Raw genomic sequence first — 24,160 nt, 5'->3', positions numbered from 1 at the left:
AGTGTAGCCAGCCAATAAGGGCGAAAAATGGAGGAATTATGAAACAGTTTCGGGAATCGTCTGAATGACGGTGCGCTTTGCGAGCATGCATCCAGTAATGACACAGGAAACTATTTTATTCGCAGGTTAGCGATAGACTGCGTACATGGCAATAAGGAGGTAACCCGAAGATTTCAGCGGGACGCTGAAACGGGAAAGCCCCTCCCGAGGAAGGGGCCTTAAATAAGGAAAGGGTCATGATGAAGCTACTCATCATCGTGGTGCTCTTAGTCATAAGCTTCCCCGCTTACTAAGACTACCAGGGCGGGGGAAACCCCGCTCTACCCTCACTCCTGAAATTATGTCACTCAACCCTTGTTGTCAATCTATAAGCCCACGTTCTTGCGAGGCGAATAGCAAAATTATCTACGCCGCCGGGCCTAATTCTGAAAATGTCTTCGTTTGCTCTTATTTCATTATTGCAGTCGGTATGATACCGGACCTCAATAACTCTCTAAGAAAGGACCTCTTATGAGCGAACAAATCACGTTTGCCACCAGCGATTTTGCCAGTAACCCGGAACCACGTTGCCCCTGCATTTTGCTGCTGGATGTTTCTGGTTCGATGAACGGTAGACCCATTAATGAACTTAACGCCGGATTGGTTACCTTTCGTGATGAACTGCTTGCTGATCCGCTGGCTTTAAAAAGAGTGGAACTCGGCATTGTGACGTTCGGCCCGGTGCATGTGGAACAACCCTTTACCAGCGCCGCTAATTTTTTCCCACCTATCCTGTTTGCCCAGGGCGATACGCCGATGGGCGCAGCCATTACCAAAGCCCTGGATATGGTTGAAGAGCGGAAACGTGAGTACCGCGCCAATGGTATTTCCTATTATCGTCCGTGGATTTTCCTGATCACTGATGGTGCACCAACCGATGAGTGGCAGGCTGCCGCCAACAAAGTGTTTCAGGGGGAAGAAGATAAGAAGTTTGCCTTCTTTTCCATCGGTGTTCAGGGGGCGGATATGAAGACTCTGGCCCAAATCAGCGTCCGTCAGCCTTTGTCTCTGCAAGGATTACAATTCCGTGAACTGTTTAGCTGGTTATCCAGTTCCTTACGTTCGGTTTCCCGCTCCACGCCGGGAACGGAAGTTGTACTGGAAGCACCAAAAGGCTGGACGTCAGTGTGACCTGGCGTCTGGTTTATGCATCCGCTGTTGGAACGTCGCACATTAGTGCGGACTTGCCTTGTCAGGATGCCTGTCAGATGCAGGTTGCCTGGCTAAATGACCAGCAGCCATTACTGTCGGTATTTGTCGCTGATGGCGCAGGCAGCGTCTCGCAGGGTGGCGAAGGCGCGATGCTCGCCGTCAATGAAGCGATGGCCTTTATATCGCAAAAAGTGCAGAACGGTGAATTTGGACTCAATGATGTTCTCGCCACGGATATTGTACTGACCATTCGTCAGCGACTTTTTGCCGAGGCGGAAGCTAAAGAATTAGCGGTTCGCGATTTTGCCTGCACGTTTTTGGGATTGATTTCATCGGCTAATGGCACCTTGATTATGCAGATTGGCGATGGCGGCGTGGTGGTGGATTTTGGTCAAGGTCTGCAATTGCCTCTCACGCCGATGGTGGGTGAATATGCCAATATGACGTACTTCATTACCGATGAAGATGCGGTTTCCAGACTGGAAACTTTCACCTGCACTGAGCGTACGCATAAATTTGCAGCATTTACGGATGGTATCCAGCGGCTGGCGTTAAATATGCTGGATAATTCTCCGCATGTGCCTTTCTTTACCCCGTTTTTCAATGGACTGGCATCAGCAACGCGGGAACAACTCGATTTATTACCTGAATTGTTAAAGCAGTTTTTGTCCAGCCCGGCGGTAAATGAGCGTACCGATGATGATAAAACCCTGGCACTGGCGCTGTGGACAGAGTGAACTTCATATGGCGGTTGAAGACATTAGTTCAACCGCCAGTTTAAACAATCAATATAACGGCTGATTAGCGAACTAATTTTGCTCTTAGCTCGTCGGCTTCTTCTTTTGGATAGGTGACCAATAAAGGATCAATGGTATAACCACCGTAAATTTTATCTCCGCGCGTATACATCCAGTCTGAAATATCTTCTTTCTTGATTTTCCACTCCTGGCCATATTCTACGTTTGTAACAATACCAGGGTCATTGCTGATTACGCCAATAAACATGCCATTAGAATAAGTGACATCTGTGAGCCAGAAATGCTCGGTTCTTCCGTGATCGGTTATCGGGGCTTTGACTGCGAAAGTATCGGCATCTTTTTTATTCATAACCTCGATGAATTTATCAGTTTCTTTTCGCGCATGTTTAATCGCGTCAGACATCGCTTGTTTATCATAACCTCCTGTCACTAACGTATCCGAAATCTCACAATAGCCCGCGGTAGTAAAAAATAGCAGACTCAACATAAGTAATATCTTTTTCATTTTTTCTCCAGAATCCCTGTGTAGTAAAAGTTAGCAAAAACCTGTGGAAGTTAATCATTATCAGGCAGAAATTGAATTGTATCCTGATAGAATTGCATTATCATTTTTATTATTGAGTGGGGTTTCCCCATATAGAAATAATTTTAATGGTCAGTTGTTATTATTCATTGAAATATAATATGGCTGCCCGCGAAATATTATGAAAACAAATATAAAAGTATTTACATCGACAGGTGAATTAACCACTCTTGGCCGTGAACTGGGCAAAGGTGGCGAAGGCGCGGTTTATGATATCGAGGAGTTTGTCGATAGCGTCGCCAAAATTTATCACACGCCGCCACCCGCCTTAAAACAGGACAAACTTGCCTTTATGGCTGCGACAGCTGACGCACAGTTGCTGAATTATGTCGCCTGGCCGCAAGCAACGCTTCATGGCGGACGAGGCGGGAAGGTTATCGGTTTTATGATGCCAAAAGTTTCAGGTAAAGAACCGATTCATATGATCTATAGCCCGGCACATCGCCGCCAGAGTTACCCTCATTGTGCGTGGGATTTTCTACTCTATGTTGCGCGCAATATTGCTTCATCTTTTGCTACGGTTCACGAGCACGGGCACGTCGTGGGTGACGTAAACCAGAACAGCTTTATGGTAGGCCGTGACAGCAAAGTGGTGTTGATCGATAGCGACTCCTTTCAGATTAACGCCAATGGCACGCTGCATTTATGCGAAGTCGGCGTGTCGCATTTTACGCCGCCAGAGCTACAAACCTTGCCATCATTTATTGGCTTTGAACGCACCGCGAATCACGATAATTTTGGCCTTGCGTTGCTGATATTTCACGTCTTGTTTGGTGGGCGGCATCCTTATTCCGGTGTACCGCTTATCTCTGAAGCGGGTAATGCGCTGGAGACGGATATTGCCCATTTCCGTTATGCCTACGCGTCAGATAATCAGCGACGTGGTTTAAAACCGCCGCCACGATCTATTCCGCTATCGATGTTACCGAGTGATGTTGAAGCCATGTTTCAGCAGGCGTTTACGGAAAGTGGCGTGGCAACCGGGCGTCCGACGGCTAAAGCGTGGGTAGCAGCACTGGATTCTCTACGCCAACAGTTAAAGAAATGTCCCGTTTCGGCAATGCATGTTTACCCCGCTCATTTGACCGACTGCCCGTGGTGTACGCTGGATAATCAAGGCGTTATCTATTTTATTGATCTCGGCGAAGAGGTCATTACCACCGGCGGTGATTTTGTGCTGGCGAAAGTCTGGGCGATGGTAACGTCGTCAGTAGCACCGCCAGCATTGCAACTGCCATTACCCGATCATTTCCAACCGACTGGCAGGCCGCTTCCTTTAGGCCTGTTACGGTGCGAATACATCATTCTGATTGAGATCGCACTGTCAGCGTTATCGCTGTTGCTTTGCGGCCTTCAGGCAGAACCGCGTTATATTATTTTGGTTCCAGTGTTGGCGGCTATCTGGATTATTGGCAGTCTGACAAGCAAAGCGTACAAAGCAGAAATCCAGCAACGCCGTGAGGCATTTAATCGCGCGAAAATGGACTATGACCATTTAGTCAGCCAGATCCAACAGTTGGGCGGGCTGGAAGGTTTTATCGCCAAACGGGCGATGCTCGAAAAAATGAAGGACGAAATTCTCGGGTTACCGGAAGAAGAAACACGCGCTCTGGCAGCACTTCACGACACCGCAAGGGAACGGCAGAAGCAGAAGTTTCTGGAGGGATTTTTTATTGATGTTGCCTCTATTCCCGGCGTTGGCCCTGCGCGTAAAGCGGCGTTACGGTCCTTTGGTATTGAAACAGCGGCAGATGTTACCCGTCGTGGTGTTAAGCAAGTGAAAGGGTTTGGCGACCATCTGACCCAGGCAGTTATCGACTGGAAAGCGAGTTGCGAACGCCGTTTTGTGTTCAGGCCGAATGAAGCGGTAACGCCAGCAGACAGACAAGCGGTAATGGCGAAAATGGCCGCCAAACGACATCGGCTGGAATCGGCGTTGACTGTCGGAGCGACAGAGTTGCAGCGATTCCGCCTTCATGCTCCAGCACGGACCATGCCGTTGATGGAACCGTTACGTCAGGCGGCAGAAAAATTGGCTCAGGCGCAGGCTGATTTAAGCCGTTGCTGAGCCAGTTTTCAATTAACGAAACACCACTTCCGCCCAGCGTGCCAGCCCGGCGGTGACGGAGCCAAAGTCATCGCCGCCTGCAATTGGAATGCCCGGCAACTGTTCTGCCAGAGCCTTTTTAATCAGCGGCGAACGGGCGCTACCGCCGGTCAGATAGATGACATCCGGTTTTTCCTGGGCGTTATCCAGCGCCAGTTGCACCTGTTCCAGAATCCGCGCCAGCGGTTGGCTGAGGGCGCTTTCCAGACCCTGCTGGCTAATCAGCGTAGCCAGTTCGTCGCTGATAAACGGCAGCGATGCGAGGGTTTCCGCTGCGCTGGAAAGCGCAATTTTGCTCTCTTCCGCGCTGCGCACCAGCCGATAACTTAAACGCTGACGCCAGACTTTCTGTAACAGGGCCACTTTTTCCGGTTCACGGGCATCGCGTACCAGATCGTTAAGCAGGCGACCGTTGGCACTACTATAGAAATCACTCTGCGCAGGTACGTCGTTGATGGCAACCGCATTCCACCACGGCAGAATCGGCAGGGCGATGCCTTTTTCGGTTTCGCCTCCCATGCCCAGTAACGGCATCAGGTTTTTAAACGCCAGTGCGATATCCAGATCGTTACCGCCAATACGGCAACCACTGTGACCCAGCAGGCTGGCTTCACGATCGAGACGCGAACGCCACTGCGGCCCCATCAGCAGCAATGAACAGTCAGTCGTACCACCGCCGATATCCACCACCAGCACCCGTTTTTCTTCCTGCAAGGTGGCTTCGTAATCCAGCCCAGCTGCTACCGGCTCGTACTGGAATACCACATCCTTAAACCCGGCACGCTTCGCTGCGCGTTCCAGAATCCCTTGCGCCTGGGTGTTTGCTTCATCGCCGCCCAGCCCCTGGAAGTTGATCGGGCGACCAATCACCGCCTGGGTAATCGCTTCTGGCAACTGCGCCTGCGCCTGCTGGCGAATGTGCAACATCATTGCGCAGACCAGATCCTCAAACAGCGCTACCTGCTGCGGTTTTAAGCCGCTGGCACCGAGGAACGATTTTGGTGATTTCACAAACCACACTTCTTCCGGATCATCAATGTACTGTGCCAGTGAGGAAAGACCGAACTGCACGCTTTTCGCCGTAACATCGATATCTTCTTCGCGGTTATAACGAATCGCCCGACGCAACAGCGCCTGCGTTTCATCGTCGTCTGCCGGAACATCATGATGGCGGTACAGCCATTCGCTTACCGCTTCACGCGTTGGCGCGCAAAGCATTGAAGGCAGCAACGTGCTGTCGTTTTCCATTTTCAGTAATTGCGGTTTACCGTCGCGCATGACCGCCACTGAACAGTTTGCTGTACCGTAATCAAAACCAATAAACACGAAATAATCCCCATGCCGGTGAAGAAGGGGCGTGACTTTAGCGAAATGTTGCCGTCGCGACAACCGGAATATGAAAGCAAAGCGTAACGTCTGAATAACGTTTATGCTGAAAGCGGATGAATAAGGAGATGCGATGTATACCCTGAACTGGCAGCCGCCGTATGACTGGTCGTGGATGTTGGGATTTCTCGCCGCCCGTGCGGTGAGCGGTGTGGAAACTGTCGCTGACGATTATTATGCCCGTAGTCTGGCGGTGGGCGAATATCGCGGTGTGGTGACTGCTATTCCGGATATCGCCCGCCATACTCTGCACATAAATTTAAGTGCAGGTTTAGAACCCGTTGCCGCTGAGTGCCTGGCGAAAATGAGCCGCTTATTTGATCTGCAATGTAACCCGCAGGTTGTTAACGAGGCGTTGGGCGAGTTAGGCGCGGCGCGGCCTGGATTGCGTTTACCTGGCAGCGTAGATGCTTTTGAACAGGGCGTGCGCGCTATATTAGGCCAACTGGTGAGCGTGGCGATGGCGGCAAAATTGACTGCCAAAGTGGTACAGCTTTATGGCGAACGGCTGGATGATTTTCCGGAGTATATCTGCTTCCCCACGCCTCAGCGGCTGGCAGCCGCCGACCCGCAGGCATTAAAAGCGTTAGGCATGCCGTTGAAACGGGCAGAGGCGCTGATTCATCTGGCAAATGCGGCGCTGGAGAGTACCTTACCAATGACAATACCGGGCGATGTGGAGCAGGCGATGAAAACGCTGCAAACTTTTCCGGGTATCGGGCGCTGGACGGCGAATTATTTCGCCTTACGTGGCTGGCAAGCGAAAGATGTTTTCCTGCCGGATGATTATTTGATTAAACAGCGATTTCCAGGAATGACGCCAGCACAAATCCGCCGTTATGCCGAGCGCTGGAAGCCCTGGCGTTCTTATGCGTTGTTGCATATCTGGTATACGGAAGGCTGGCAACCAGACGAAGTATGACGCTGGTCGCCGGATGCGGCGCGGCCTACGGAACGGACGAATTGTAGGCCTGATAAAACGCGTTAGCGTCGCATCAGGCGATAGGGAAACGCTCCCTCAATTAATCGCGAAATAACTGTTATTAACCAGCAAATCCAGAGGCTGGCCCTCGGTGATCACATCGCCATAAATCAGATCAACACCAATGTCAGAAAGCGTATCCAATACCAATGGCAACGCTACTGGCCCGGCGATGGTTTTCACACCCAACCGCTGGGCATGCCCCTGAATAATCGAAATCAGCATCTCATCCATTAAATTGCCCTGTACGCTGGCGCATAACTCGGCGTCAAGCAGTAGATAATCCGTCATATTTGCTTTGAGCATATTGAATATTTGTAGGTCGCGTCCTACCTGGCTGAGTACGATCCGGCAGCCGGCCAGCCGCAGTTTTTGTACAGCCAGCCCGTGGTCGAAAATCGCTTCTGCCGGAATTACCAAATGGAACAACCGTGGTGGTAATGAACTTTGTTCCAGTTGCTCAAGCAATTCGTCTACCAGAGTGACGCTGCCTAGCCCTGCAACGGAAAGGGGGAGGGCGATGCTTAAACCTTTATTGGCAACCGCTTTTGCTGTTTGTTGGAAAAATTCACGTAATACCCGGCGGTCAAGCGCGTGGCTGAGTGCCGGATCACTGAAGCTACGGCGGAATGCCTGTTCATCAATCAACTCGCCTTTGCTGCTCCAGAGCTTAAGCGAAATCAACCACAAATTCCGCGTTTCCGTTATTCGCGGCGAAGCGATGCCGTGGGCAATCATCATAAGCGGATTCTCTTTAGTCATCCGCCACTGTTCATCGAGCGACATCACTGTCCGTTCATTATGTGCAGTTGCCTGCTGTGGTTCATAAACTGTGACCTGACCACGACCACCATTTTTCGAAGCATAACAGGCGATATCGGCCTGGGACATAACTTCTGCTGCCTGGTGATTACTGTCGTTTATTAACGTCATCCCGGCGCTTGCTCCTACCCGATGTAACCGACCTTCCCACATAAAGTGATAATCATTAATCGCATTGATAATGCGCGTCGCGATAAAACGGGCACTTTCGACATTACAGTCTGGCAGTAACAGACCAAATTCATCACCACCGAGTCGTGCCAGTAGATCGCTGGAGCGCAGCATACTCAGCATCAACGAAGACAGTTCGCGCAGCAAAGCATCGCCGGCCGCATGCCCGGCGCTGTCATTTACTGCTTTAAAGCGATCAAGATCGATAAATACCAGTGCATGTTGCTGATGCGTACTGTGAACGGTTTGCAGCAGTATTCGCAGTTGTTTCTCAAAACTTGCACGGTTCGCCAGATGCGTCAGGGCATCGTGGGAGGCGCTATAGCTAAGCTGACGTAGCATTTTGCGTGCTTCGGTGACGTCCTGAATCACCAGCACCGAACCAATGCTACTACCATCCAGGGTGCTTAACGGCGTAATACTGTAATGAACGTCATAGCTGCCACCGCTACGGCAGTGGAGAACCACGTCCTGTTCAATAGCAGAACGTGAGGTGTCGGCACTGTAAATGTTCTCAATTAACGGCCCGGTATCACCAGTTGTAAGATGCAGTACCGTCAGCAGCGGAACGCCCAACGCCTCTTCTTGCTTCCAGCCGCTCATTTTCTCAGCGACTGGATTCATAAAGGTGATTTTCATTGCCATATCAATACAGACCACCGCTTCACCGATAGAGTCCAGGGTGATATGCAGACGTTCTTTTTCCTGGAACAACGCCTCGTTGAGTTGTTTTACTTCTGTCATATCCATATTGATACCAAGTAGGCGTTCGACTTCACCTTCTTTATTCAGAACCCGATTGGCGAGTGCGCGGATATGACGAATACCGTCTTTTACCGTAATGCGAAATTCCAGTTTAAAAGGCAAACGAGCCTGCAGCGAATCGCGGATGACTTTCTCGGTGTGTTCTCGATCTTCCGGCAGCACGCAGTCATACCAAACCTGCCAGTTTGGTTTGATATGCGGGGAAATTTCGTAAAGTTCAAACATCCGCTTATCCCAACTGAAAATATCCGGCTTCAACTCCCATTCCCAGATACCAATCCCGCCCGCTTCGTTAGCCAGCGTGATGCGTTCCATCAGTTGCTTATTCACCTGCTCGGTGCGTTTTAACTCGTTAATGTCTTCTATCTGCGCAATGAAGTAGAGTGGCGTGCCATCGGTGTGGCGCACCAGTGAGACGGCAAGCAGCGCCCAGACAACATCGCCATTGCGGTTGTAGTAACGTTTTTCCATTGAATAGGTATTGATTTCACCGCTAATCAACTTCTCAACGTGTTGCAGATCTTTATTGAGGTCTTCCGGCCAGGTCAGCTGTTGAAAGGTGAGAGCACGCAGTTCTTCCTGGCTGTAGCCGAGAAACTGGCACAGGGCTTTGTTGCTTTGCAGCCATTGTCCCTCAGTACCCACCAACGCCATGCCGATAGCAGAATATTCCATGGCGTTCCGAAAGCGTGTTTCGCTTTCGGAAATATGCTTACGTTCCGCGCGGAAGGCGTACATCACCATGGTCATGATGTTGGCGGGAAGCAGAATCAGCAAAAATGGCAGCCACGGCATATGGCTCATCAGGTACGCTCGCGGCGTGGCAAGCAGAGTGGGGTCGGCAGCCATCATTAACGAAACCATCATCACTGTCGTGAGGAAGATCAAAAAGGCTTCCATTCGTGGCAGGCGCACGGCGCTCCACATCAGCAGCACAATAATGAAAGTAAAAGGCCACGGCAGGTACAGCATCGAAAGCCAGCTTAATGTCAATGTGATCGCTAACGTCAGCAGCGTTTCAAACAACAGTCGTGGGTTACGATGGCGTAATAGATAATGCGGTTTAAACAACAGGCCCAGCGGTACCAGCGCCAGGGCGCCGATGGATTCTGAAAGTACCCATATCAAAAAAGCCCTGAGAGGATCGTCTCCGGGCGTCAGCAGGACAACCAGCCCCCCTCCCAACAGAGGTGGAACGATGGCGCTGCCAAATGCAAGACGAAGCCAGTCAGCCAGATTTTGTAGCGGGTTATACCACGGTAATAATTTTCGCAGCAGCATTGCTCCCACGACGGCTTCAATAATGTTGATAGCCGTCCAGGTCATATTGAGCGAACTGGTGGAAAAGAGCAGCACGGATGCGGCTATGTTTCCCAGTGAGCAGGCTAACGCAATACCAGGCCACATGCGTCCGGCATGGCGGTAAAACGCCACCATCATAATGGAAGTGGGGAACCATAGCGGCGCAAGCTGAGTGCCAAATTGCGAAAGCTCAAGCGAGAAAAGGGTAAAGATAAACGAGACTAAACCTAAACTGACGAGGTGAAGCAGAGGATGAGGTAAGGTAATTAAAACACGCTGTGATGGTTTACTCATTACCGCTCTATCCGCATGGCCAGGCCGTCAGTATTGGTATCTGTGTTTATGCTAGTACAAAAGTTTTACATTTTATATGCAAATTGCTCATAAAGTGACGTAATGGCGGATAATTTGCGCAACTATGCATAACATTTTTCACTTTGCGTCATAACTGAGCAATTAAATTTGCATCAGGGAATTGATCGTCAACAATTAACTCTGAGAGCAAGGCAACGCTATTCGACTGGTATCACGCGGATGAAATCCCTATAATTGCCGCGTTTGGCGCTTCGGCGCCCCCTTCCTAACATCCAGGTTATTCAGGTCGCTAAATTTATGACTGATCAGTCTCATCAGTGCGTCATTATCGGTATCGCAGGCGCATCGGCTTCCGGCAAGAGTCTCATTGCCAGTACCCTTTATCGTGAATTACGTGAACAAGTCGGTGATGAACACATCGGCGTTATTCCGGAAGACTGTTACTACAAAGATCAAAGCCATCTGTCGATGGAAGAACGGGTTAAAACTAATTATGACCATCCCAGCGCGATGGATCACAGCCTGCTGCTGCAACATTTGCAGGCGCTGAAACGCGGCTCGGCTATCGACCTGCCGGTTTACAGCTACGTTGAACATACGCGTATGAAAGAAACGGTGAAGGTTGAACCGAAGAAAGTCATTATTCTCGAAGGCATTTTGCTGCTGACGGATGCGCGTCTGCGCGACGAGCTGAACTTCTCGATTTTTGTGGATACCCCACTGGATATCTGCCTGATGCGTCGTATTAAGCGCGATGTTAATGAGCGTGGTCGCTCGATGGATTCTGTAATGGCGCAATATCAAAAAACCGTGCGCCCGATGTTCCTGCAATTCATTGAACCGTCTAAACAGTATGCAGATATCATTGTGCCGCGCGGCGGTAAAAACCGCATCGCGATCGATATATTGAAAGCGAAAATAAGTCAGTTCTTTGAATAAGCTTGGTAAATTGTGTACCGTTCAGTGATAACCTGGTATGCCCTTGACGTAACTGGCGTTAAGGGAGTGATGCGCGAAAGGAGAAAATGCCATGCGTCTGTGTGACCGAGATATTGAAGCCTGGCTTGATGAAGGCCGTTTGTCGATCAACCCACGTCCACCCGTGGAGCGTATTAATGGTGCGACGGTGGATGTACGCCTGGGCAATAAATTTCGTACCTTCCGTGGCCACACGGCAGCGTTTATCGATCTGAGCGGTCCTAAAGACGAAGTGAGCGCCGCGCTTGACCGGGTGATGAGCGATGAAATTGTGCTTGATGAAAGCGAAGCTTTCTTTCTTCATCCGGGAGAATTGGCACTGGCGGTAACGCTGGAGTCAGTGACGCTGCCAGCCGATCTGGTGGGCTGGCTGGATGGGCGCTCCTCACTGGCGCGTCTGGGACTGATGGTGCACGTCACTGCGCACCGTATCGATCCGGGCTGGTCTGGCTGTATTGTGCTGGAGTTCTACAATTCCGGTAAGCTGCCGCTGGCCCTGCGTCCGGGTATGCTGATTGGCGCGCTGAGCTTTGAGCCGCTTTCAGGTCCGGCAGCGCGTCCGTATAACCGCCGTGAAGATGCGAAATATCGCAACCAGCAGGGCGCAGTCGCTAGCCGTATCGATAAAGACTAATTCAGGCCCATTGAGGATACCATGAGACGATTTCTGACGACGCTGATGATACTCCTGGTCGTGCTGGTGGCTGGGTTATCTGCGTTAGTGTTGCTGGTGAATCCGAATGATTTCCGTGACTATATGGTCAAGCAGGTTGCTGCACGTAGCGGTTATCAATTGCAGCTCGACGGGCCACTGCGTTGGCACGTCTGGCCGCAGCTTAGTATCCTCTCTGGTCGCATGATATTAACGGCCAACGGGGCCAGCCAACCGCTGGTACGTGCCGATAATATGCGCCTTGATGTGGCCTTGTGGCCTTTATTGAGTCATCAACTCAGCGTTAAGCAAGTCATGCTCAAAGGGGCAGTCATTCAACTGACGCCGGAAACAGAAGCAGTGCGCAGTGAAGACGCCCCAATAGCCCCGAAAGACAATACGTTACCTGATGATGCGGAAGATCGTGGCTGGTCGTTCGATATCGCCAGTCTGCGGGTCAGTGACAGCGTGTTGGTGTTCCAGCATGAAAATGACGAACAGGTTACGGTACGTGATATCCGCCTGCAAATGGAGCAGGACCCACAACATCGCGGTTCGTTTGAATTCTCTGGTCGGGTAAATCGCGACCAACGCGATCTCACGTTAGCGCTCAAGGGGACTGTTGATGCTTCTGATTACCCGCATGATTTAACGGCAGATATTCAACAGATTGACTGGCAACTGCAGGGCGCTGATCTTCCGAAGCAGGGGATTCAGGGCCATGGTCAGTTCAGGACTCAGTGGCAGGAAGCGCAAAAACGTCTCTCCTTTGAACAAATCAATTTAACCGCTAACGACAGTAATCTGACCGGTCAGGCGCAGGTAGCGCTGCTTGAGAAGCCAGAATGGCTGCTCAGACTGCAATTTGCCCAGTTAAATCTGGATAATTTGCTGCCGATGAATGAGGTGATGACTAAGCAAAATGGCGTTGCTCAACAGGGGCAAAGCCAACCGACGCTGCCACGTCCGGTAATTTCCTCACGCATTGATGAACCTGCGTATCAGGGGCTGAAAGGCTTTGCGGCAGATATTTTGTTGCAGGCCAATAACGTGCGTTGGCGTGGAATGGATTTTGCCGATGTTACTGCGCAAATGACCAACAAGGCGGGGCTGCTGGAGATTATCCAGTTGCAGGGCAAACTTAACGACGGTGTCGTGTCGTTACCGGGTACGCTGGATGCAACAGCCTCACATCCGCGTATAGTTTTCCATCCCCGGCTGGAAAATGTCGAGATTGGCACCATCCTGAATGCCTTCAACTACCCCATCTCACTAACGGGGAAAATGTCGCTGGCGGGGGATTTCTCTGGTGCTGATATTGATGCCAACGCATTCCGCCACACCTGGCTGGGGACGGCGCATGTCGAAATGGCCGATACGCGCATGGAAGGCATGAACTTCCAGCAGATGATCCAACAAGCGGTAGAACGTAATGGCGGTGATGTGAAGGCCGCTGAAAACTTCGATAACGTGACGCGGCTTGATAGCTTTACCACCGATCTGACGTTGAAGGATGGTGTCGTGACGTTAAACGACATGCAAGGTCAATCGCCAGTGCTGGCGCTTTCAGGGGCTGGCACGTTGAATCTGGCAGATCAAACCTGCGACACCCAGTTTGACATTCGTGTGATTGGCGGTTGGAACGGGGAAAGCAAACTGATTGATTTCCTCAAAGAAACGCCGGTTCCTCTGCGGGTTTATGGCAACTGGCAGCAACTCAATTACAGCCTGCAAGTGGATCAGTTACTGCGTAAACACTTACAGGACGAAGCCAAACGCCGTCTTAACGACTGGGCCGAGCGGAATAAAGATTCCCGCAATGGCAAAGATGTGAAGAAGTTGCTGGAGAAGATGTAAGTTACCAGGTGACCTGTCCTGTAGGCCTGATAAGACGCGTAAAGCGTCGCATCAGGCAATCACGTAGATTACTTTCAGCAAAGATGAATCATCAGTAAAAGCAAGATATTTCCGCGAGGGGGTTGGTCCGGCTGTAAATCGCCGAATCGTTTCCTGTAGGCCGGGGCAGCCCACATGGATGTGGGCTGAGGGCGCGTTTTACAGGGATGTTACCTCGCGCCCGTACCCGATAGCCGAAAGGAATAAGATGAGGGGACCGCGCCAGCGGCGATTTACCGCCGGGAGCCCGGGTTGCCAGGGTGGTGGCGATTGAGCCACCCTGGCACGTTCACCGACTTGAGCGTTCCATAGTAGCGAGGAACATAAAGTGAACGGAACAGCCTTCAATGTCACATACTCTCCCGGTTGAACGAAACGCCTGATGCGACGCTTTACGCGTCTTATCAGGCCTACATGCCATCACACCTCGTACTCCATCTCGCCATCCTTACGCAGCGGAATAATCTGCACCTTCTGCACACGATGGCTTTCCACCTGCAACGTTTTAAGCAAATAATCCCCCACCTGAACTTCTTCGCCAGGTTTTGGAATACGCTGCAAATATTCCATCAATAGCCCGGCAATGGTGTGATATTCACGTTTTTCATCCAGCGGCAGCGGCACATATTGCACCAGATCTTCCAGCGGCATATGACCATTCGCCGTCCAGGAACCGTCCGTATTTTTCTGAATATCATGGCGGGCGTCGATCTCTTCCACTTCGTTCGGTAAGTTACCGGCAATGGTTTCAGTGACGTCACTTAATGTCACAATCCCTTCCACCGAGCCAAACTCATCCACCACAAAAGCAAAGTGTGTGCGGGCATTACGGAACTGCTCCAGGGCAGGTAACAACGGCAAGGTTTCCGGGAACACCAGCGGCTGGCGAATCAACACCCGCAGGTTGAGCGGTTCGCCGCGCAGTGACTGTTGTAGCAGGTCGATAACGTGAACAACACCGAGCAAATCTTCTGCGTCATCACCGTCGGTAACGACCAGCCGCGTATGCTGATTTCGCTCCAGCAACTGGCGGATCTCGTCTTCCGGCGCGTTGAGATCGATATGCTCAATATCGTGGCGTGACGTCATAATGCTGCTGACGGTACGCTGGTTAAGATTAAGTACCCGCTCAATCATCCGCCGTTCCTGCGGATTAAAGATCTGCTGGTTACCATGATCCACCAGCATGGACGCGGTTTCGGCGTCCAGTTCCGCATCTTCTTTTTGTCCGCTTAACAGGCGCATTACCGCTTCGGTAGTCCGCTGGCGCAGCGTCTGGTTAGCGGAGAGAAAACGTCGCCGGTTAAAGATAGCCAACTGATTGAGCGCCTCGATCATCACCGAGAAACCAATGGCAGCGTACAGATAGCCCTTCGGAATGGCGAATCCGAAACCTTCCGCCACCAGGCTAAAGCCAATCATCAACAGGAAACTTAAGCAGAGTATGACGATGGTCGGATGGCTATTAACGAACTGGGTTAACGGTTTGCTGGCCATCAGCATCAGGCTGATAGCGATAACGACGGCGGCCATCATGACCAGTAAATGGTCGACCATCCCGACGGCGGTAATCACCGAGTCGAGTGAGAAGATGGCGTCCAGCACCACAATTTGCGTCACTACGCCCCAGAACTTCGCACCTTTGCGTTGTGTGGGATTATTGCTGTCTTTCCCTTCCAGCCGTTCGTTCAGCTCCATCGTGGCTTTGAACAACAGGAAGAAACCACCAAACAGCATGATTAAGTCGCGGGCGCTAAAGGTAAACGAGCGGAAGCTGAACAGCGGTTGAGTCAGGGTGACCAGCCAGGAGATAGACGCCAGCAGTAACAGGCGCATTAACATTGCCAGCAGCAGCCCGGTAACCCGTGCGCGGTCACGCTGCTTCGGCGGTAGTTTTTCGGCGAGGATGGCAATAAAGACCAGGTTATCAATGCCGAGGACCAGTTCGATCACAATCAGCGTGATTAACCCGGCCCAGATAGACGGATCGGCAATCCATTCCATAGTAAGTACAAAACCTATTCGTTGTATGACAAATGTCACAATTCGATCATGGATAAATCAGGGCAAAAATGCAATGTTGCGGCACTATTTATCTCACATTATTTGAGGATTATAACATCGCATTATCCCTGAATTAAAAGTGGTAATAATAAAATATTATTTAAGAAATATCGCATGTGAAGACGCCATATTAATTATTGTCAACATAAAGAAACTCCTAAAAACCATATTGAATGACACTTAATATAATTCTTAAAAATAGCTAATTGCCGAATTGTTACCTTGCCTGCTATTCCGTTAGCTGTAACACTTCCTCCTGCATTATTGGAACGCCAATATTCAAATACCATAATGCCGCCTTATATCTGGAAAATTAATTCACGTAATAACGCTTTTTCATAAACGGCTGCATGATGAAAGAGTTAGAAAATCTAAACTAAATCAGTGTATTGGTAGCTAAAAAGCCAGGGGCGGTAGCGTGTCTGGATGCCTGAAAGACCAGTCTGAATTATTCTGTCAATAGCCTGCGGATGAAATCAATTTTTTTAGGACTGATGCCAGTTAAATTTTTATTCAATTAACTGCAAGGTAAATGTGCATGGCGACATTGCTATTAATAGTGCACAGGATAATTACTCTGCCAAAGTGATAAATAAACAATGATGAAATCCAAAATGAAATTGATGCCATTATTGGTGTCAGTAACCTTGATAAGCGGTTGCACAGTACTTCCGGGCAGCAATATGTCGACGATGGGGAAAGACGTCATCAAACAGCAGGACGCTGATTTCGATCTCGACAAAATGGTGAATGTTTATCCGCTGACCCCGCGTCTGATTGATCAATTACGCCCACGCCCGAATGTAGCGCGCCCCAATATGACGCTGGAAAGTGAGATCGCGAATTACCAGTATCGCGTCGGGCCGGGGGACGTTCTTAATGTCACTGTCTGGGATCACCCGGAACTCACTACGCCAGCCGGTCAGTATCGCAGCTCCAGCGACACCGGCAACTGGGTACAGCCTGACGGCACCATGTTCTACCCGTATATCGGCAAGGTTCACGTGGTGGGAAAAACGCTCGCTGAAATCCGCAGTGATATTACCGGGCGCTTAGCGACGTACATCGCTGACCCGCAGGTGGACGTTAATATCGCCGCCTTCCGCTCGCAAAAAGCCTATATCTCCGGTCAGGTGAATAAATCCGGTCAACAGGCCATTACCAACGTGCCTCTGACCATTCTCGACGCCATCAACGCCGCAGGTGGCCTGACCGACACCGCTGACTGGCGCAACGTGGTGCTAACACACAATGGTCGTGAAGAACGCATTTCTTTACAGGCGCTGATGCAAAACGGCGACCTCAACCAGAATCGCCTGCTTTACCCCGGCGATATTCTCTACGTGCCGCGTAATGATGATCTGAAAGTGTTTGTGATGGGTGAAGTGAAGAAACAGAGCACCCTGAAAATGGACTTTAGCGGCATGACCCTGACTGAAGCCCTGGGCAATGCTGAAGGCATCGACATGACCACCTCCAACGCCAGCGGCATCTTTGTCATTCGTCCGCTGAAAGGCGAGGGCGGGCGTAACGGCAAGATTGCCAATATCTACCAGCTGGATATGTCCGATGCCACGTCGCTGGTGATGGCGACAGAATTCCGCCTGCAACCTTATGACGTGGTGTATGTTACCACCGCCCCGGTTTCCCGCTGGAACCGTCTGATCAATCAGTTGCTGCCAACTATTAGCGGTGTCCGTTACATGACGGATACAGCCAGCGACATTCATAACTGGTAATCGTCATGTTTAACAACATCTTAGTTGTCTGTGTCGGCAATATTTGCCGTTCCCCGACGGCGGAACGCTTACTGCAACGTTATCACCCGGAGCTGAAAGTGGAGTCCGCTGGACTCGGCGCGCTGGTCGGTAAGGGCGCAGATCCTACCGCTATCAGCGTCGCCGCAGAACATCAACTGTCTCTGGAAGGTCACTGTGCACGGCAAATCAGCCGCCGCCTGTGTCGCAACTATGACCTGATTTTGACCATGGAAAAGCGCCATATCGAACGCTTATGCGAGATGGCACCTGAGATGCGCGGCAAAGTGATGCTGTTTGGTCACTGGGATAACGAATGTGAAATCCCCGATCCGTATCGCAAAAGTCGGGAAACGTTTGCAGCGGTGTACACATTACTTGAACGGTCTGCCCGCCAGTGGGCGCAGGCATTGAACGCAGAGCAGGTATAAGAATGACAGAAAAAGTAAAACAACATGCCGCTCCGGTAACGGGCAGTGATGAAATCGATATTGGTCGCCTGGTCGGCACCGTCATTGAAGCGCGCTGGTGGGTGATTGGCATCACCGCCGTATTTGCCCTCTGTGCCGTGGTTTACACCTTCTTCGCTACGCCGATATACAGCGCCGACGCACTGGTACAAATCGAACAAAGCAGCGGCAATTCGCTGGTGCAGGATATCGGCTCGGCATTAGCCAATAAACCGCCAGCATCGGACGCCGAGATCCAGTTGATTCGTTCACGTCTGGTGCTTGGTAAAACGGTGGACGATCTCGACCTCGATATTGCAGTGAGCAAAAACACGTTCCCGATTTTCGGTGCGGGCTGGGATCGCCTGATGGGGCGTCAGAACGAGACGGTGAAAGTGACCACCTTTAACCGCCCGAAAGAGATGGCGGATCAGGTGTTTACGCTTAATGTGCTGGACGATAAAAACTACACCCTGAGCAGTGATGGCGGCTTTAGCGCCCGTGGGCAAGCGGGCCAGATGCTGAAAAAAGAAGGCGTCACGCTGATGGTTGAAGCCATTCACGCCCGCCCGGGCAGTGAGTTTACCGTCACCAAATACTCCACGCTGGGGATGATCAATCAACTGCAAAACAGCCTGACGGTAACGGAGAACGGCAAAGACGCAGGCGTACTGAGCCTGACTTATACCGGTGAAGATCGCGAACAGATTCGCGACATTCTTAACAGCATCGCCCGTAACTATCAGGAACAAAATATTGAGCGCAAATCGGCGGAAGCGTCGAAAAGCCTCGCTTTCCTCGCGCAACAGTTACCGGAAGTACGTAGCCGCCTTGATGTTGCCGAAAACAAACTGAATGCCTTCCGTCAGGATAAAGATTCTGTTGATCTGCCGCTGGAAGCAAAAGCGGTACTCGATTCGATGGTGAACATCGATGCGCAGCTGAACGAACTGACGTTTAAAGAGGCGGAAATCTCCAAGCTGTTCACCAAAGTTCATCCGGCGTACCGCACGCTGCTGGAGAAACGTCAGGCGCTGGAAGACGAAAAAGCCAAACTTAATGGTCGCGTAACGGCGATGCCGAAAACTCAGCAGGAGATTGTGCGCCTGACCCGCGATGTCGAGTCTGGTCAGCAGGTCTATATGCAACTGCTGAATAAAGAGCAGGAGCTGAAAATCACCGAGGCCAGCACCGTCGGCGATGTGCGCATTGTTGACCCGGCAATCACCCAGCCAGGTGTACTTAAACCGAAGAAAGGGCTGATTATCCTCGGCGCGATTATCCTGGGCCTGATGCTCTCTATCGTGGGTGTACTGCTGCGCTCGTTGTTTAATCGCGGCATCGAAAGCCCGCAGGTGCTGGAAGAACACGGTATTAGCGTCTATGCCAGCATCCCGCTGTCGGAATGGCAAAAAGCGCGCGATAGTGTCAAAACCATCAAAGGGGTTAAACGCTATAAACAGAGTCAGCTACTGGCGGTGGGGAATCCAACCGATCTGGCAATTGAAGCCATCCGTAGTCTGCGTACCAGTCTGCACTTCGCGATGATGCAGGCGCAGAACAATGTGTTGATGATGACCGGGGTTAGCCCGTCAATCGGTAAAACCTTTGTCTGCGCCAACCTGGCGGCGGTGATCAGCCAGACCAATAAACGGGTGTTGTTGATCGACTGTGATATGCGCAAAGGCTACACCCACGAGCTGTTGGGCACCAATAACGTCAATGGTCTGTCGGAAATTCTGATTGGTCAGGGCGATATTACTACCGCTGCTAAACCCACTTCGATTGCCAAATTTGACCTGATCCCGCGCGGTCAGGTGCCGCCAAATCCTTCTGAACTGTTGATGAGCGAACGCTTTGCTGAACTGGTGAGCTGGGCGAGTAAAAACTACGACCTGGTGTTGATTGATACGCCGCCGATTCTGGCAGTGACCGATGCAGCAATTGTCGGGCGTCACGCTGGAACCACGTTAATGGTGGCGCGTTATGCGGTCAACACATTGAAAGAAGTGGAAACCAGTCTGAGCCGCTTTGAGCAAAACGGTATTCCGGTGAAAGGGGTGATTCTGAACTCCATCTTCCGCCGCGCCAGCGCGTATCAGGATTATGGCTATTACGAATACGAATATAAGTCGGATGCGAAATAACGACGCTTGTATTCGCACCGCCCCGTAGGCCGGATAAGGCGTTCACGCCGCATCCGGCAAGCAAACCAGCTCATAAGCCGGGAGAACAACCTATGAAAGATAATCCGCTGATCTCAATCTATATGCCAACCTGGAACCGCCAACAACTGGCGATTCGGGCGATAAAATCGGTCCTGCGCCAGGACTTCAACAACTGGGAGATGATCATCGTCGATGATTGCTCCACCTCCTGGGAACAACTGCAACATTACGTCACCGCCCTCAACGATCCGCGTATCACTTACATTCACAACGACATTAACAGCGGGGCGTGCGCGGTACGTAACCAGGCGATTATGCTGGCGCAAGGGGAATACATCACCGGGATCGATGATGATGATGAATGGACACCCAACCGTCTGAGCGTCTTCCTCGCCCATAAACAGCAACTGGTCACTCACGCCTTTTTGTACGCTAACGACTACGTTTGCCAGGGCGAAGTCTATTCCCAACCGGCAAGTTTGCCGCTGTATCCCAAATCGCCGTATTCACGCCGCCTGTTCTACAAACGCAATATCATTGGCAACCAGGTCTTTACCTGGGCATGGCGTTTCAAAGAGTGCTTGTTCGATACCGAACTGAAAGCAGCACAGGATTACGACATCTTCCTGCGAATGGTAGTGGAGTACGGCGAACCGTGGAAAGTGGAAGAGGCGACGCAGATCCTGCATATCAATCACGGCGAAATGCAGATCACCTCGTCACCGAAAAAATTCTCCGGATACTTCCACTTTTATCGCAAGCACAAAGACAAATTCGACCGTGCCAGCAAAAAATATCAGCTGTTTACCCTCTACCAGATCCGCAATAAACGTATGACCTGGCGCACCTTGTTGACGCTGCTGTCGGTGCGTAACGGCAAACGTCTGGCTGATGGTATTCGGGGGCGCTAAAGATGCTGGAAGATCTGCGCGCCAACAGCTGGAGTTTACGCCCGTGCTGCATGGTTCTTGCCTATCGCGGCGCTCATTTTTGTTCAGTGTGGCGCAAAAAGAACGTCCTCAACAATCTGTGGGCGGCCCCGCTGCTGGTGCTGTATCGCATTATCACCGAATGCTTTTTCGGTTATGAAATCCAGGCCGCCGCAACCATTGGTCGCCGTTTCACTATCCATCACGGTTACGCCGTAGTGATCAATAAAAACGTGGTAGCGGGGGATGATTTCACCATTCGCCACGGCGTCACTATCGGCAATCGTGGTGCCGATAACATGGCATGTCCACACATTGGCAACGGCGTCGAACTCGGTGCCAACGTCATAATTCTTGGTGATATCACGCTTGGTAACAACGTCACCGTGGGCGCGGGCAGCGTGGTGCTCGACTCTGTCCCGGATAACGCGCTGGTGGTGGGAGAAAAAGCGCGAGTGAAGGTAATTAAATGAATATTCTGCAATTTAATGTGCGACTGGCGGAAGGCGGGGCGGCAGGTGTGGCGTTAGATCTCCACCAGCGTGCGCTGCAACAGGGGCTGGCGTCACATTTTGTCTACGGCTACGGCAAAGGCGGCAAAGAGAGCGTCAGCCATCAAAACTATCCGCAGGTCATCAAACATACGCCGCGGATGACCGCTATGGCGAACATTGCCCTGTTTCGTCTGTTTAATCGCGATCTGTTTGGCAATTTCAATGAGTTATATCGCACCATTACTCGCACAGCGGGTCCGGTGGTGTTGCATTTTCATGTGCTGCACAGCTACTGGTTGAATCTTAACAGCGTGGTGCGCTTTTGCGAAAAGGTGAAAAACCACAAACCGGACGTCACGCTGGTCTGGACGCTACACGACCACTGGAGCGTTACCGGACGCTGCGCCTTTACCGACGGTTGCGAAGGCTGGAAAACGGGCTGCCAGAAATGCCCGACCTTAAATAATTATCCGCCGGTGAAGATTGATCGCGCACACCAACTGGTGGCGGGCAAACGCCAGTTATTCCGCGAGATGCTGGCGCTGGGCTGTCAGTTTATTTCCCCCAGCCAGCATGTGGCTGACGCTTTCAATAGTCTGTACGGTCCAGGGCGTTGCCGGATTATCAATAATGGCATTGATATGGCAACCGAAGCGATTCTGGCGGAGCTGCCTCCGGTGCGCGAAACTCAGGGCAAGCCGAAAATCGCGGTGGTGGCGCATGACCTGCGTTACGACGGCAAAACTAACCAGCAACTGGTGCGCGAGATGATGGCGCTGGGCGACAAAATCGAACTGCATACCTTCGGTAAGTTCTCGCCGTTCACCGCTGGCAACGTGGTTAATCACGGCTTTGAAACCGACAAACGTAAGTTAATGAGCGCGCTCAATCAGATGGATTCGCTGGTGTTCAGTTCTCGCGTCGATAACTACCCGCTGATTTTGTGTGAGGCGCTATCGATTGGCGTGCCGGTGATTGCAACCCATAGCGATGCGGCGCGGGAAGTGCTGCAAAAATCCGGCGGTAAAACCGTCAGTGAAGAAGAGGTGCTGCAACTGGTGCAGTTAAGCAAACCGGAAATCGCGCAGGCGATATTTGGTACCACGCTGGCTGAGTTCAGCCAACGCAGCCGCGCCGCCTACAGTGGACAACAGATGCTGGAGGAGTATGTCAACTTCTATCAGAATCTGTAGCTACTTGCTGCTGCCGCTGATTTACCTGCTGGTTAACGTCAAAATCGCCCAGCTTGGCGAAAGTTTCCCCATCACCATCGTCACTTTTTTACCTGTCTTGTTACTGCTGTTTTTAGAGCGCATCAGCGTTAAAAAATTGATGATTGCCTTGGGGATTGGCGCGGGGCTCACGGCGTTTAACTACCTGTTTGGTCAGTCGTTGGATGCCAGTAAATACGTCACTTCAACCATGCTGTTTGTCTATATCGTGATCATTATTGGCATGGTGTGGAGTATTCGTTTTAAAACAATTTCGCCACACAACCATCGCAAGATATTACGTTTCTTTTATCTGGTGGTTGGGCTGGTGGTGGCGCTGGCGGCGGTGGAGATGGCGCAAATTATCCTCACCGGCGGCAGCAGTATTATGGAGTCGATTTCGAAGTATCTGATTTACAGCAACAGTTATGTACTGAATTTCATTAAATTCGGCGGCAAGCGCACGACAGCACTTTATTTCGAACCGGCATTTTTCGCTCTGGCATTAATCTCAATTTGGCTCAGCATCAAACAGTTTGGTATCAAAACGCCTAAAACAGATGCTATGATTCTCGCAGGAATAATATTATCCGGATCGTTTTCAGGGGTTATGACCTTTATCCTGTTTTATTTGCTGGAGTGGGCATTTCAATATCTGAATAAAGAGGCGATTAAGAAAAAGTTACCGTTAGCATTGATTTCTCTGGCTGTATTCCTGGTTGGTGTGGTAATCGCGTTTCCTTATATTTCCACCCGTCTGGGCGATTTAGGTACAGAAGGATCGTCATCATATTATCGTATTGTCGGTCCGCTGGTGATGGTCGGTTATTCTTTGACCCATATTGACGGTGTAGTCAGATTTGGCTCACTTTATGAATATGTCGCATCATTCGGAATATTTAACGGTGCGGATGTCGGAAAAACCATAGACAATGGTTTGTATCTGCTGATTATTTATTTTTCCTGGTTCGCAGTGTTTTTATCGCTGTGGTACATGGGGAAAGTGATAAAAATGATGATCAACGCTTTTGGTGATAACCGCAATTTTCGCGTGCAATTATATCTTTTTACTCCGGTGTCGCTGTTTTTTACCGGTTCGATATTTAGCCCGGAATATGCATTTTTAATCGTCTGTCCGTTTATTTTGCGAAAAGCGTTAAATATTACGAGGTAAGAATAA

At 50.8% G+C, this 24,160-nt stretch carries 19 protein-coding genes; 15 read left to right on the top strand and 4 right to left on the bottom strand.

What is annotated here, in order from left to right:
- Positions 1 to 236: 236 nt before the first annotated feature.
- The 3 genes from D9597_RS05600 to D9597_RS05590 all read left to right on the top strand — a co-directional run bounded on the left by D9597_RS05600 (position 237) and on the right by D9597_RS05590 (position 1,928).
- Complete coding sequence (locus D9597_RS05600; RefSeq protein WP_001386899.1) at positions 237 to 293, top strand: type I toxin-antitoxin system Ibs family toxin; 57 nt, start codon at positions 237 to 239, stop codon at positions 291 to 293.
- A 217-nt stretch (positions 294 to 510) separates the two neighbouring features.
- Positions 511 to 1,170 carry a VWA domain-containing protein gene (locus D9597_RS05595; RefSeq protein WP_000003153.1) on the top strand — a complete coding sequence of 220 codons (660 nt, stop codon included), beginning with the start codon at positions 511 to 513 and terminating at the stop codon, positions 1,168 to 1,170.
- Positions 1,167 to 1,928 (top strand): PP2C family serine/threonine-protein phosphatase, encoded by a 762-nt coding sequence (locus tag D9597_RS05590; RefSeq protein WP_130221836.1) that lies wholly within the window; start codon positions 1,167 to 1,169, stop codon positions 1,926 to 1,928. The genes D9597_RS05595 and D9597_RS05590 overlap by 4 nt, the downstream gene beginning before the upstream one ends.
- Positions 1,929 to 1,992: 64 nt before the next feature.
- On the opposite strand, the gene D9597_RS05585 is transcribed toward D9597_RS05590, so the two are convergent.
- Positions 1,993 to 2,454 (bottom strand): DUF2314 domain-containing protein, encoded by a 462-nt coding sequence (locus tag D9597_RS05585; protein ID WP_130221835.1) that lies wholly within the window; start codon positions 2,452 to 2,454, stop codon positions 1,993 to 1,995.
- Positions 2,455 to 2,653: 199 nt separating this feature from the next.
- Between D9597_RS05585 and yegI the strand changes: the two genes are divergently transcribed.
- A complete protein-coding gene (yegI, locus tag D9597_RS05580) occupies positions 2,654 to 4,600 on the top strand; it encodes a protein kinase YegI (RefSeq protein WP_130221834.1) in 1,947 nt (648 codons plus the stop codon).
- Between the two features lie 12 nt (positions 4,601 to 4,612).
- Here yegI and yegD read toward each other — a convergent pair whose 3' ends face one another.
- On the bottom strand, positions 4,613 to 5,965 hold the full coding sequence (yegD, locus tag D9597_RS05575) for a molecular chaperone (protein ID WP_130221833.1): 1,353 nt from the start codon (positions 5,963 to 5,965) through the stop codon (positions 4,613 to 4,615).
- A gap of 133 nt (positions 5,966 to 6,098) precedes the next feature.
- Between yegD and alkA the strand changes: the two genes are divergently transcribed.
- On the top strand, positions 6,099 to 6,947 hold the full coding sequence (gene alkA / locus D9597_RS05570; RefSeq protein ID WP_130221832.1) for a DNA-3-methyladenine glycosylase 2: 849 nt from the start codon (positions 6,099 to 6,101) through the stop codon (positions 6,945 to 6,947).
- A gap of 96 nt (positions 6,948 to 7,043) precedes the next feature.
- On the opposite strand, the gene D9597_RS05565 is transcribed toward alkA, so the two are convergent.
- On the bottom strand, positions 7,044 to 10,361 hold the full coding sequence (locus tag D9597_RS05565) for a diguanylate cyclase (RefSeq protein ID WP_130221831.1): 3,318 nt from the start codon (positions 10,359 to 10,361) through the stop codon (positions 7,044 to 7,046).
- Positions 10,362 to 10,679: 318 nt separating this feature from the next.
- Here D9597_RS05565 and udk point away from each other — a divergent pair, with 318 nt between their 5' ends.
- The 3 genes from udk to asmA all read left to right on the top strand — a co-directional run bounded on the left by udk (position 10,680) and on the right by asmA (position 13,869).
- Complete coding sequence (udk, locus tag D9597_RS05560; RefSeq protein ID WP_064529458.1) at positions 10,680 to 11,321, top strand: uridine kinase; 642 nt, start codon at positions 10,680 to 10,682, stop codon at positions 11,319 to 11,321.
- A 91-nt stretch (positions 11,322 to 11,412) separates the two neighbouring features.
- Positions 11,413 to 11,994 carry a dCTP deaminase gene (dcd, locus tag D9597_RS05555; protein WP_130219374.1) on the top strand — a complete coding sequence of 194 codons (582 nt, stop codon included), beginning with the start codon at positions 11,413 to 11,415 and terminating at the stop codon, positions 11,992 to 11,994.
- Positions 11,995 to 12,015: 21 nt separating this feature from the next.
- Complete coding sequence (gene asmA / locus D9597_RS05550; RefSeq protein WP_130221830.1) at positions 12,016 to 13,869, top strand: outer membrane assembly protein AsmA; 1,854 nt, start codon at positions 12,016 to 12,018, stop codon at positions 13,867 to 13,869.
- A gap of 459 nt (positions 13,870 to 14,328) precedes the next feature.
- On the opposite strand, the gene D9597_RS05545 is transcribed toward asmA, so the two are convergent.
- Positions 14,329 to 15,912, bottom strand: a complete 1,584-nt coding sequence (locus D9597_RS05545; protein ID WP_130222025.1) for a TerC family protein — start codon at positions 15,910 to 15,912, stop codon at positions 14,329 to 14,331.
- A gap of 659 nt (positions 15,913 to 16,571) precedes the next feature.
- Between D9597_RS05545 and wza the strand changes: the two genes are divergently transcribed.
- The 7 genes from wza to wcaD all read left to right on the top strand — a co-directional run bounded on the left by wza (position 16,572) and on the right by wcaD (position 24,154).
- Positions 16,572 to 17,711: a polysaccharide export protein Wza gene (gene wza, locus D9597_RS05540; RefSeq protein WP_000978094.1), complete on the top strand. Its 1,140-nt coding sequence runs from the start codon at positions 16,572 to 16,574 to the stop codon at positions 17,709 to 17,711.
- Positions 17,712 to 17,716: 5 nt separating this feature from the next.
- The gene (gene wzb, locus D9597_RS05535; protein WP_000482901.1) at positions 17,717 to 18,160 is read left to right on the top strand and encodes a low molecular weight protein-tyrosine-phosphatase Wzb; all 444 of its coding nucleotides are present in this window, start codon (positions 17,717 to 17,719) and stop codon (positions 18,158 to 18,160) included.
- Between the two features lie 2 nt (positions 18,161 to 18,162).
- A complete protein-coding gene (gene wzc, locus D9597_RS05530; protein ID WP_130221829.1) occupies positions 18,163 to 20,325 on the top strand; it encodes a tyrosine-protein kinase Wzc in 2,163 nt (720 codons plus the stop codon).
- Between the two features lie 92 nt (positions 20,326 to 20,417).
- Entirely contained in the window at positions 20,418 to 21,257 is an 840-nt protein-coding gene (wcaA, locus tag D9597_RS05525) for a colanic acid biosynthesis glycosyltransferase WcaA (RefSeq protein WP_130221828.1), read from the top strand.
- Between the two features lie 2 nt (positions 21,258 to 21,259).
- Positions 21,260 to 21,748 carry a colanic acid biosynthesis acetyltransferase WcaB gene (gene wcaB, locus D9597_RS05520; protein ID WP_130221827.1) on the top strand — a complete coding sequence of 163 codons (489 nt, stop codon included), beginning with the start codon at positions 21,260 to 21,262 and terminating at the stop codon, positions 21,746 to 21,748.
- Positions 21,745 to 22,962, top strand: a complete 1,218-nt coding sequence (wcaC, locus tag D9597_RS05515; protein ID WP_130221826.1) for a colanic acid biosynthesis glycosyltransferase WcaC — start codon at positions 21,745 to 21,747, stop codon at positions 22,960 to 22,962. Before wcaB ends, wcaC begins: the two co-directional genes overlap by 4 nt.
- Entirely contained in the window at positions 22,937 to 24,154 is a 1,218-nt protein-coding gene (gene wcaD, locus D9597_RS05510; protein ID WP_000107816.1) for a colanic acid polymerase WcaD, read from the top strand. Before wcaC ends, wcaD begins: the two co-directional genes overlap by 26 nt.
- The last annotated feature ends 6 nt before the right edge of the window (positions 24,155 to 24,160 follow it).

It is taken from the genome of Escherichia sp. E13S3 (assembly GCF_004212325.1).
In the GTDB taxonomy this organism is placed as follows: Bacteria; Pseudomonadota; Gammaproteobacteria; order Enterobacterales; family Enterobacteriaceae; genus Escherichia.
The sequence above is the reverse complement of the archived record's forward strand: the minus strand, read 5'-3'. Positions and strand labels throughout refer to the sequence as shown.